The following is a 12180-nucleotide window of genomic DNA, read 5'->3' as shown; positions in this document are numbered from 1 at the left end:
AATACAGCAAAGCATGTCATCATCTGTACCACGTCTTACAAATATTCTATTCTTTTTCCTAATCTAACTCATAATAACCACAAACAACATATCCTACTGCTTTTGCTGCCACGAGAAGGGCATCTTCATCGATATCAAATTTAGGATTATGATTAAAATAAGGTTTTTCTACTCCTTTAGGTGTACAAGCAATGTAAAAGAAGCAGGAAGGAATTTTTTCAGCATAGTAAGCAAAGTCTTCAGATGGCGGCATTGCTGGAAATTCCTTTACTTCTTTAATATCTTTATCATTTGCATTCTTAAGTGACTCGGCAACCTTTCCTGTTAATTCAGGATCATTATATAAAGGTGGATAGTCATTCGTATAAGTTAGATCACATGTTACACCAAATTCTTCTTCAAGTCCTTTTACAAGACGTTTAACTTCTTTTTCAATTTTATCTCTTGTTTCAACAGTCATATAACGAATATCGCCTTCAAGCTCTACGCTGTCTTTAATTATATTAAATGTTCCTTTTCCATCAAAAGATCCAATCGTAATCACACCAATATCAAAAGGACTTAATCGACGGCTAATAATCGTTTGAGCAGCGGTAACAAAATGAGCACCAGCGACAATGGCATCATTCGCTAAATGTGGTGAGGAACCATGTCCACCTCTACCTTGAACTTTTAATTTCAAATAAGCCCTGCCGGTAAAAGAATATCCAGCATGATAACCAACAACTCCTGCTTCGTCCATTGGCAGCAGATGGATGCCAAATATATTATCTAAATCGTCAAGCACCCCGGATTCTACAATACTCTTTGCCCCGCCTGGCGGAACTTCCTCCGCATGCTGATGAATAATTTTGATTGTACCTGGAATTTCATCTTTTAATTGAATGAGGCAATCGGCTAAGACTAATAAGTAGGCAGTATGTCCATCATGACCACACGCATGCATAACGCCTTCATTTTTTGATTTAAAGGCTATATTCGTTTCTTCAACGATTGGAAGTGCATCAAAATCAGCTCGAAGACCGATGTTTTTTCCAGGCTTTCCACCTTTAATGGTCACGATAACTCCGTATCCATTACCTACATTAGATTGAACTTCTACGTCCTTTTCTTTATAAAAATCAATAATATATTGAGCTGTCTTTTCTACTTTAAAAGAAAGCTCAGGATTTTCGTGTAGGTGCCTACGAATTTTAATCATTTCCTCTTTACGGGATTCTAGAATTTCCATTAATTCACTTCTCATAATCTCTTCATTCCTTCATTATTTTTTGAAAACGCCACTATATGTAGCGTTTTACATTTCCAACTGCTAATTATTCTGCAATAGGGTTCCGGTTACTACCAGCGGTGATTTTTTAGAAGCATTAGATGTTTTACCGGCATCTTTTGGCACCAAAAAGATAATAGATAATAGATAATATTAAATTCCAAGTCCAAATTTTGTAATTTTTACTCTTCAACACGAATCATCGCAAGCACGGCTACTAATAACCAAGTGATAACATACCTGATTGGAATGAATAAAATCCACGACCAACTTGTCTTTTTTTCAGGATAAGATCATATGTCAAGAATGAATGTTTTAGATAATTTAACCTTTAATTGATAATAGTTTTTTTAAAAGCATCTGAATATCTCTAAGGTAAATTTGATTATTCCAGTGTTCTTCTTCCAAATAAATAAAAGTGAAGATGATCTATCCCTGCTCTCCATAATGAGTAAACTTTAGTTCAAATGTGTTTTAAGTTTATCAATTACTCAGGGAAGTTTCACTAACCTGCCTTTTTATAAGCTTTCCCCTTATAAAGAAAAGCTACCGCTAGTTTAGTACATTTGTCCAAAATACCTTATAAGTCAAATTTCTCACCTGATACCAATCTTACTTCTAATGTCTTTTAAGAATGGTACACTAATTTCTATTGCTTTATCTGTTCATTCTTTTAAATTTTTATCCAGAGTTTTTGGAGAAGACATTAATTCATTATATTTCTCGCGCGATACTTCATTAAATCTATTCATTACATTAAACAATTCCTTTTTGGCTTCACCTCAGCCAATTCCTTGTAAATTTTGCTCTTTTATCTTTTCAGTTTCAGTATAAGATGTGAATATAATAGATGTATCGGGATCTTTTGGTGTTTCTGGTGGTAATGAATCAGTTTTGATTTTATATATGAGTTTTTGTAACTTTTTGGCTCTTCAATGGATGGAATTATATTATAATAACTTTTACTCATTTTCCGACCATCTAATCCTAGCAGTCTCTTCTTGTATTTTGTACTCTAGTAATAGGAATGTTCCCCCATAGTTATGATGGAAACTTTCAGCAATATCTCTAGCAATTTCTATATTCTGAACTTGGTCTTTCCCTTTATATTTAGAAATTTTTCACCTCCAGAAACAAAAAAAGACCTTATGAGAATAAACTCATAAAGTCTTATAAAAAAGACGGAGCTTTTTGCTCCGCCTGGGATGTCAGAATATTTTTTTCTCATTCAACTCGAGAGCTAATTCTTTGAAAAACTGAAGCGATTCTGGATTTCCCATGGAGTCTGCATTCACCACTTTATCAAACTCGAAACCTAGCAACACTTTGCGTATCGGTACTTCCATTTTCTTTCCGTTCAAGGTTTTAGGTATTTGTTCAACGACATGGATCTGGTCTGGGATAAAACGAGGGGACACATGTCCTCGGATTTGTTCATTGATTTTCGATGTCAATGCTGCATCCAGGATTTTACCAGGCTTAAGGACGACGAACAGCAGCAAGGAAGAACCGCGGCCAAGCACTTCTCTATCAATGGCAAGGCTTTCCATAACTTCATCGATCGCTTCGACGACGCGGTAGATATCGCTAGTCCCCATCCGTACACCAGAACGGTTAATGGTCGAGTCGGAACGTCCATAAATGACGCAGCTGCCCTTGTCGTCGATCTTTATCCAATCTCCATGTTTCCATATTCCAGGATACGTATCGAAATAACTCTCGTAATATCTTGACCCGTCTTGATCATTCCAGAAGTAAAGCGGCATGGACGGCATCGGTTTAGTAATGACCAATTCACCGACTTCATTAATCAATGATTGACCTTGTTCATCAAAGGCTTCTGCACGAACACCTAATGCCCTTCCTTGTATCTCCCCGATTCTTACAGGTAATGTTGGAACACCACCTACAAATCCGGCACAAACATCGGTTCCGCCACTAGATGAACTGAGCCATATATCTTTCTTGACATTCTCATACACCCATTTGTATCCGTCACCTGACAATGGAGCCCCAGTTGAAAAAAGAGCCTTCAATTTTGTTAAATCATATCTTCCCATTGGCTTGATTCCTAACTTCATGGAATTCGTAAGGAAAGGTGCACTTGTTCCAAAGAAAGTCATGCCTGTGTCTTCAGCCAATTCCCAAAGGGCATCCATATTCGGAAAGGCAGGGCTGCCGTCATAAAGAACAATCGTCCCTTCATTAAGCAAACCTCCCATTAGTAGATTCCACATCATCCAGCCTGTCGTCGTAAACCAGAATACCGTATCCTCGGAAGTCATGCCTTGATGCAATCTTGTTGATTTAAAATGCTCCAATAATATACCGCCATGCCCTTGTACAATTGGTTTTGGCATTCCGGTTGTACCTGATGAATAGAGAATCCAAAGCGGATGATCGAACGGAACACTTTCAAAAGATAATTCCGCCGTTTCTTTTAATAGGTCATCCCAAGGGATTGTATTTGCCAGATTCACTTCCACAACCTTTTTTTCTATGTAAGGAACCAACACGGTATGCTTAACAGTGCCCAATTCCTGTTTAAGCTGTGAAACAACGGATGTTTTATCATATACTTTTCCGTTGTACTGATACCCATCAACCGCCAGTAATAAAACCGGTTCAATCTGTTTAAAACGATCAATGACGCTTCTTGCACCAAAGTCAGGAGAACAACTGGACCAAATGCCACCTATACTTACTGTTGCCAAGAAAGCTATGACCGCTTCAGGTATATTTGGCATATAGGCAACAACACGGTCACCCGGTTTCACACCAAGTTCCCTTAATGAATGGGCGACAGAAGCCACTTTTTCTTTCAGCTCTTTCCAGCTAATCTCTTGCTGCCTGATATGTTCGGAACGAAAAAAAATCGCCGTTTTTTCTTCTTGAGCATTCAATAATGCATTTTCAGCATAATTAAGCCTTGCCCCTTCGAACCATTTCGCACCTGGCATGGCTTGCTCCGCTAAAACCCTGTCATATTTCCTGGCGGCTTTTACATCACAATAATCCCAAATTGAAGCCCAAAATTCCTCCAGTTCATCAACCGACCATTTCCATAATTCATGATAATCATGAAATGATAAACCTTTCTTTTCTTTTAACCATTTCACATATTGAGTCAATACCGTGTGCTCGATTTGTTCTTTTGTCGGTTCCCAAATGATTTGTCCGTCTGTAAGCGATTTCATTCAATCATCTCCCTTAGGTATCAAATGCATCATTGAATATTTCATAATAATTGGCAATTAAATAAATTGTAATGTATGAGAATAAAACCGTCAATTTACACTATACTCAAATAGGCTCAAATCTATGAATGGGCAGATTAATGGAGAAACATGTGCCTTTCCCTTGAACACTTGACACATGTATCGTTCCATCCATGCTTTTGATGACGCTATATGAAACCATTAGGCCTAATCCCGTTCCTTTATTTTTTGTCGTAAAGTAAGGCTCACCTAGACGGTATATTTGTTCCTGTGTCATTCCAATTCCTTGATCTTGAATCATAATTTGGATGTTGGTTGCGTCGGGAATTAAATGTATGTATATTTCGCCATCATCTTGCATCGATTCTAAGCCATTCTTTAATATATTGAACAGGCACTGTTGAAATTTCTTCTTTTCCCCCATTATATAATATGCTTCTTCTTCAAATAAGGACAACTTCAATCCAGTTCCATTATCGTTAGCCAAGGGTTTTATGCGGTTGACGACATGCTGAATTTCCTCGGATACCCTTAATCGTTCCTTGTTTTCAGGGCTTACGGCAGCAAATGTCAAATAATCATTAATGACATCCGTGGCCCGATCTAATTCATTCAGCGCAATATTTGCATACTGGACCTTTGTATGTGAAGAAACGTCTTCGCTTAACATTTGTATATATCCCCTAGTAACTGTAAGGGGGTTTCTGACTTCATGAGATATGCTTGCAGCCAGATGACTAACGATTTGCAATTTTTCCGCTTTCACTAATTTCTCGAGAACCTGAAAATTAGTCAGGATGACTTCCCATAATAAAATTACAACAACGATTCCTATGACTTGGATGGTGAAATATTGTTTCCAAAGACTAATGCCAATAGTAAGTTCAAATATTTGTGTTGAAATAAACTGTGTGAGAGTGTGAACAATAAAGATTAAGGATATGCCGATGAGGATTTTTTTACTGACAGACATTTTTAAATAGTATTTAGATATAAAAAACAGGGAAACTSCCATTAGCGGAAAAGAGATGCATGATACATAAAATCCATTTTCCCCCCCTGTTATATAACGGATAAAAAGAGTGATGACTATTAATATGATACCTAACCTATAGCCTCCATATAAACCGCCTAAAAGAAAAGGGATCCATCGAAGATCCCAAACAAAATCCTCTTCTATGACCACTGGGAATAGCATGCATAGAACAAGTGAAAGAATAGGAAAAATGGTTAAGAACGATCCTTTTAATGCATCTAAACGGTACACGTACTTTACTAGATAGCTCATTTGCAATAAAAAGAGCGGAAAAAGGATAATTAAAAAGTTAATCAGTAAATCTTTTGTTAACAGATTCATTTTCACACCGAACTTTCGATATTTTCCGAAGATTTAAAAAGGTATATAAATCATAACAAGATAGAGAATGATAAGCTAGTAAAAATTTCAGGTTGGAATTAAAAAGAGATAGCTAAAGCATGGAGGTACCAGAACAAATAAACGGTTGATTAAGAGTTAGTAAATAAACAGGAAAAAACTGAAACGACGAAGTCATTTCAGTGCAAATAAGGAATATCCGAATACTCACTTAATAAAGAGCGGATTTTGCGAGCATCGTAATTGTCGCATCATCCATCGGAGGATTATGAAGGCCTGCACGTACATCCCTATAGTAGCGTTGCAAGGGATTTTTCCGTTGTAAACTTTTGGCTCCGACTACTCGCATCGCCTTATCGACAATCGAAATCGATTTGTTGACTACCGATAGCTTGACAGCACCCAATTGTTTCGATAATTCATCACGATCTTCAGGGTGCTGCTCCCATTTCTCTGCGACAGAGTAAAGGAAATGGTGTGCTTCGCTCAATTCCAGTTCCATCTCTCCAATTATCCGTTGAACATTCGGAAGGTCCCTGATTGGTCCTGGTAAGCTATTGGGAGAATAGGTTTTAGCAAATTCAACTGCATAATTTCTGGCTGCCACTGCAATTCCCAAGTAGCAAGCCGGTATATGTAAAAGCCACGCTTCAGGTTTCCTTTTTTCACCAGGATTACTTTTCATGACATAATACTTTTCAGGAAGGCTGACATCATTTAACACCAAATCATGGCTACCTGTCCCCTGCATTGACATCATATCCCAAGTTTCTTCTATACTTACACCCATTAAATCACGATGAACTAAAAATGTGCCTAACCGCTCATCCTCGGGTACCCATGCCGTTACAAGAAAAATATTAAGGACGGGAGAGAGTGTAGTAAAAGTCTTTCTGCCATTCAAATTCCATTGTTCACCCTTTTTGATAGCGAGCGTTTCCGGACGGCCTCCGCGCGTCGGGCTTCCTGTTCCAACCTCCGATGCTGCCGTGTTGATGAGAGCGCCTTTCGCCACCTCATCAAACAATTCATTCATGACGCCTTTTTCCCATGGTCTTTTCTCAGTTAAGGATAGGACCGTTCCGACATGCCAGCCTATTCCTAAGGCTGTTGGGCCACAATACTGAGCTATTTTTTCTTGGCATAGGAGAAAATCATATAATGAACCGCCATTTCCCCCATCCGCTTTTGCTAACGTTAATTTAGGATATCCGAATTCCTTTAACTCCTGGATGTTTTCAAATGGAAAACCCTTTGAATCATCCAGTGCTTCAGATCGGCTGGAAAAGGGCTGAATCGCTTCCTCTAATTTTTGAATATATTCTTTTTGCTTTTGTGATTGAAAAAACGACATGAAGACCATCCCTCCTGTAGTAAAGAAATCCTGAACCATTCAGCCACAGAAACAGTAACCGCCAAAACACCACTTTATCATATCACCTTAGTGTAGTTAATGGTTTGAATCTGCCCGTTAAGAGTCAATGTCTTCATTTTTATATTCTTTGTTAGCATTCTTATAAGCTTTCTTCGCCTGGTCAATATCTTTGTTTTCGATAAAGTAAGCTATCGCAGCTTGCCCGATTCCATACGTGACTGCGCCGGCTACCGCACCAGAAACTGCTAGACCGGCCCCTGGTATGAAACGTACTGCAGCCCTGACGCCTTCCCTGACAAGAAGACCGATTCCAACATTGATCCCTAATGCTGTAATGAATTCACTTGCCGTTTTGGTATTGATGTCTTTATCCGCGATAAAACCAATTACCACAATCATCAACCCTTGAATGCCGGTCAATATGGGAAAGTCGGCAAAAGGTATTGGCTCTGCACCTATTAATCCGGTGATTGCCGTAAACGTTCCCACAATCGTCCGCGCGAATTTCTTCTTAACGAATTGGCTCTGAATCGCTTTGGCCGTCTTTAGCTTCGCTTCGCTGGGTAAGGCCTCGATCAAGTAATCTGAAAGCAAATCGATGTTCCAACGCATATCATAATCAATATTTCCACCTTCATCAAAGTCAATATATGAGCAAATCGGGATGATGTTCAATAGTGGGATTTCACTTTCGTTAAATCGCTTGGACATCAAAGCAATGGCTTCATCAATATTCTTTTTTTTCTTAGGGTTGGYATCAAAAGGTGCTTGTTTATAATGTGGTGGATCTAGTTCATCCACTTGGGTGACCACACAGATGACGGGTACATCATAATGGTGGATCTCTTTTACGACCTTGCGCAGCTTGTTCAACTCTTGTAGATCTTCTTCAATCCGTGAATCCGTTTCTTTTGCTTTAATCAAGAAAAGAAAAACATCGGGCTGTTCTTCGGTTACCGCTTTTATCAATTCGTCCATTGGTGTTTCTTCTTCAAATTCTTCCGTAGGAGCTTCACTCTCACCCAACCCACGGGAATCCAGCAAACGAATTTTGGGCTCAGCATCACTCGGGTACCAAAGCCATTTTCCCTTACCCGTTCCTGATTTAACAGAACTGACATATTGCCTTTCCTGACCAAACATCGCATTGATCAGTGATGATTTTCCAGATCCGCGCCTTCCTACAAGGGCAATTCGCGGTTCCCTTGCATCAACTGTCATTGTTTTAAGCTTTAAGAGCTGGTCGAGCATTTTGTTCTTTTTCGATTGTGAAATGGGAAGCTTATCTACTTGGCCTTTAATGAAACTGAATATGCTTCCTATTTCATCGTGTTTTTCTCCCATTACGCATTCCCCCTTGTTAAGAAGTGTTTTTAAGTAACATTTACCCTTGATCGAGTCAATTTAAGCATGTAACTTGAATCTCCTTACAAACTTAAGGGCCCATTTCTAATAATCCTTTAAGACTTTTCTTTTAAGAACATAACGACACTAGCCATGTATTTTTGGATTTCCTGGACTTGAAAAGCGGCCGAATCCGCAATCTGTTTGTAATGATGCTGCCCTTCATCGGTGATTCGTAAATATCGTTTTGTTCGTTTTTCACTTTCCCACCTGCCGACAAGAAGGCCGTTCTCTTCCATTTCATGAGATAAATCATATAAATAGCCGTTTGATGCTATCCAACCGAACTGATTTTTAAGCAGATCGCCAATTTCCCCCATGTAAATAGGCTTCTTAGTGAAAGCGGCTTTTAAAGTAACATAGCGTACAAGATCCTTTACCGATATTATTTTCGAGAAATATGACCTGTATTCTTCAGGAAGTTCATTGAGAACCGAGGGATTTTCACCAGATCCCCTTAAATCGTACATGAACCGGTCAATGACCTTTTTCACCTCGGAAAACCGTTCCAGGAAATTCTCTTGGTACCATATGTAAAGTTCTTTTCCTTTTTCAGTTATCTGATAATAATTCCTTCCCTTATTCGTATATAGTGATAAATGGTTGGATTCGACAAGCGTATTGGATATTTTACATAAATAGTCATAGCTATGCACTTTTCCAGTAAACGTATTTTTTAGGTCCTGATGAATCGCCCTTGGATAATTCGCCTTAATTCTCAAAGAATGAAGTAAAAAAATCGTTAAAAATTCCCGCTGGCTCAACCCGACCGATTCAGCCGTTGTAGACAGTTTTTCCCCTTTCTTCACTGTCAAAACCCCCTTTATATCCAGTTTTTGATGAACTCATATATTTCTTCCTTCTCCCTTATTATCCTGTGCTGCCACATAATAGTAAAGTTTTTAATGCCAAACTGCCTAGTACTAATTTTACGTATTTGATCTATTGTACGGTGAGGTTATTCAGAATATTCTGTCGAGGTTCATTATGAAATTGTTAAAACAAACAGAAACGGCCCACGATTATGAAGTGCACCCAAAAAGTTAGACACTTTATTTAATTAAGCAGCCTTGAGGGCATGAACCCGGTAATCTACCGGGCTCATGCCTTTTAATTTTACCTTGATTCGTTGAGAATTGTAGTAATGGATATATTCTTCTAGTTCTTGTTTGAAAAATTGCGATATTCCGGAAATAAATAGCCCATTCCCTGCTTGCGTTGGCCAGGCGTTCAATTGGTACGAAACAAGCCCTTGATACGTATAAACTTCTCTTGGCACAGTTATTAAAGGAATATGATCTCGCTTCATCCCAACTCGAAAATTAAAGAATTGCACCCGATTGTAAAAGATTAAAAGCTGTTTTAGGGTTGCCCACTTATTGAAACATTAACACTTCATATGTGGCTAATGGAGAAGCTTAATAAGAACATTAAAAACTATGTTATAATTAACAATGTTGGGTAAAAATGCTAATATTTTAGGGGATGATTTTTTGAAAAAAGTATCCATGTTATTCATTTTATTCGGTATGTTATTTTTTGTAGTAGCATGTACATCAAATAAAACCAATAAGGAAATGGAAAGCTCTGATAATAATGTCACATCTAAAGATAGTCCAAATAATTTAATTTCCTACTATGAAACAATCAAATTAGAAAATGCCATTGAATCTTCTTTTAACAAAAATGTATTTAAGAAAAAAGGGCATCCAGATGGCTATGATTTAACCCTTTCTCGGGCAAAAAAAGAAGTCGTTCTTGTGATTAGGCCTTATTCCAAGAAAAATTTTAATTATTTAAAAGACGATCTTCAAAGTAATATTGAAGAAGTATTGCAATCAAAAAAGCATAGGGATTATAAAGTAAAAGTTCTTGCTTATTGGAATGATACCAATCAGACAGAAAGACAAAAACGAGAGGAAAAAATTATTCAGGAAGTAGCAAATGAAATGAAGAAGATTGATAAAATTGATGTTTTGACAGGAACTTCATATTCAGCCACTGACGGACGCATTGTACAATTGGACTTAATGTTCTATAGAAACGATAAAGAAGTGATTGAGCCAAATGAGGTTAACAATTTTCATAAAGAATTTCTTAAGTTAGCTCAAGAAAAAGGATTCAATGTTAAGGATATTCCAATACGTTTTAAATCAAATTTAAAACGAGATTGGGAAATGAAAGTTATGCCATCAATAGATCAAGGGTTGAAAGAAATAAAGGATCTCAAAGTTACATCTACAACTATAATAGATGGTCAGAATCCCATTATTATTAATACTTCCATAGACAGTACAGATAAAAAAGCTAAAGAAATAGGAAAACGTATTGACGAACTCACAAATGAATTTTTTCAATATAAACAAATAAAAAAATCATTTCCTGGCCCTTATGAAATTCATGTTCTAAGTAAAGACGATAAGAAAATAAATTAAGCAATAAAAAAAGGATCTTCCAATTGAAGTGCACCCAAATTTTTAATTAAGCAACCTTGAGGGCATGAACCCGGTAATACCGGGCTCATGCCTTTTAATTTTACCTTGATTCGTTGAGGATTGTAGAAATGGATATATTCTTCTAGTTCTTGTTTGAAATGTTCCATGTTTTCAAATTCTTGAAGAAAAGTAACCGAATTTTAATTGCCCAAAGAAGTTTCCAATGACCGCATTACCGAGATTTTCCCTTTGTACGAACGGTATTTCTTCATGCGAACCAATGACTTCACTCCTAGTTCATTCATCAATCGGAGAACTGTTTTATGATTGATGTGAGTACCTCGGTTACGTAACTCTAGGGTGATGCGTCCATACCCATAAAGTCCTTTATGCGTATGGAAATCCTCTTCGATAAGGGATTTAATTTGTGTATTTTTCCTCACGTGCGAAAGCGTTTACCCCATAATAGTACGTACTCCGTGCCCTGGCGATGTTTTCTTGGTTTCTTTTTTCATGGATAGACACCCTTTTTCTTTGGTTTAAGAGCGTCTATACCTCCTTCCTTTAACTGATTTGCCCCATTCAAAAGTGTAAAATCGGTAGGAAGGTTATAGTGTACAGCCGTCGCGCTGATTGATGCCCCATTTTCGTTCATATAATAAGGGCAAGTGTAATTTGTATAGGATGAAGCAAGTTCTTCCATCCCATGTTCAAGATAGCAATCGGCCCATCTTTTCAGAGGGGATAAACCTACATTTCTTTCTTCTGCAATGGATTTATAGGATTTTTCCCTTCCAAGTACTCTGTCCATCGTATATTTAGTCAAAAAAACTGCACCACCAATTATGAAGTGCTCCCTGTCAAGTAGACAGTGGAAATAATAAAAATGCTTTACGCGGCTTGATTCCTAAATTCCAAGGGGCTCAAGCCGTCTAATTTTTCTTGATAGCGCTCTGAATTATAAAACGAAATGTATCCTACAATTGCTATTTTTAGCGCTTCATATGTATCATATTTATTTAAATAGTATTTTTCGCATTTGAGCGTACCCCAAAAAGCCTCGATTGGTCCGTTATCAATACAACGTCCCACTCTAGACATAC

The 12180-nt window shown here is 37.7% G+C and carries 9 protein-coding genes and 3 pseudogenes; 1 reads left to right on the top strand and 11 read right to left on the bottom strand.

What is annotated here, in order from left to right; translation table 11 throughout:
• Positions 1-58: 58 nt before the first annotated feature.
• The 7 genes and pseudogenes from AC1DVK_RS16265 to AC1DVK_RS16235 all read right to left on the bottom strand — a co-directional run.
• On the bottom strand, positions 59-1246 hold the full coding sequence (locus AC1DVK_RS16265) for an amidohydrolase (protein WP_477626918.1): 1188 nt from the start codon (positions 1244-1246) through the stop codon (positions 59-61).
• A gap of 1232 nt (positions 1247-2478) precedes the next feature.
• On the bottom strand, positions 2479-4467 hold the full coding sequence (locus tag AC1DVK_RS16260; RefSeq protein WP_477626917.1) for an acetoacetate--CoA ligase: 1989 nt from the start codon (positions 4465-4467) through the stop codon (positions 2479-2481).
• Positions 4468-4573: 106 nt separating this feature from the next.
• A complete protein-coding gene (locus tag AC1DVK_RS16255; protein WP_477626916.1) occupies positions 4574-5776 on the bottom strand; it encodes an ATP-binding protein in 1203 nt (400 codons plus the stop codon).
• A gap of 298 nt (positions 5777-6074) precedes the next feature.
• Positions 6075-7217, bottom strand: coding sequence for an acyl-CoA dehydrogenase family protein (locus AC1DVK_RS16250; RefSeq protein WP_410861081.1), 1143 nt, complete (start codon positions 7215-7217; stop codon positions 6075-6077).
• Positions 7218-7334: 117 nt separating this feature from the next.
• Positions 7335-8582 carry a GTPase gene (locus AC1DVK_RS16245; RefSeq protein WP_477626915.1) on the bottom strand — a complete coding sequence of 416 codons (1248 nt, stop codon included), beginning with the start codon at positions 8580-8582 and terminating at the stop codon, positions 7335-7337.
• Between the two features lie 116 nt (positions 8583-8698).
• On the bottom strand, positions 8699-9451 hold the full coding sequence (locus AC1DVK_RS16240) for a PadR family transcriptional regulator (protein ID WP_061463184.1): 753 nt from the start codon (positions 9449-9451) through the stop codon (positions 8699-8701).
• A gap of 251 nt (positions 9452-9702) precedes the next feature.
• Positions 9703-9816, bottom strand: a pseudogene (locus AC1DVK_RS16235) (IS3 family transposase); the annotation flags it as partial.
• A 319-nt stretch (positions 9817-10135) separates the two neighbouring features.
• On the opposite strand from AC1DVK_RS16235, the gene AC1DVK_RS16230 reads away from it, so the two are divergent.
• The gene (locus tag AC1DVK_RS16230) at positions 10136-11077 is read left to right on the top strand and encodes a hypothetical protein (protein WP_061463182.1); all 942 of its coding nucleotides are present in this window, start codon (positions 10136-10138) and stop codon (positions 11075-11077) included.
• On the opposite strand, the pseudogene AC1DVK_RS16225 reads toward AC1DVK_RS16230, so the two are convergent.
• The 4 genes and pseudogenes from AC1DVK_RS16225 to AC1DVK_RS16210 form a co-directional block, all read right to left on the bottom strand.
• Positions 11074-11311, bottom strand: a pseudogene (locus AC1DVK_RS16225) (IS3 family transposase); the annotation flags it as partial. The gene AC1DVK_RS16230 and the pseudogene AC1DVK_RS16225 overlap by 4 nt on opposite strands.
• 5 nt (positions 11312-11316) lie before the next feature.
• A pseudogene (locus tag AC1DVK_RS16220) lies at positions 11317-11502 on the bottom strand (IS3 family transposase); the annotation flags it as partial.
• A gap of 86 nt (positions 11503-11588) precedes the next feature.
• On the bottom strand, positions 11589-11903 hold the full coding sequence (locus tag AC1DVK_RS16215) for a hypothetical protein (protein WP_410861078.1): 315 nt from the start codon (positions 11901-11903) through the stop codon (positions 11589-11591).
• A gap of 65 nt (positions 11904-11968) precedes the next feature.
• A partial coding sequence (locus tag AC1DVK_RS16210) for an IS3 family transposase (RefSeq protein WP_477626914.1) occupies positions 11969-12180 on the bottom strand: 212 nt, incomplete at its 5' end.

It is taken from the genome of Peribacillus sp. P4_B1, assembly GCF_056402395.1.
The sequence above is the reverse complement of the archived record's forward strand: the minus strand, read 5'-3'. Positions and strand labels throughout refer to the sequence as shown.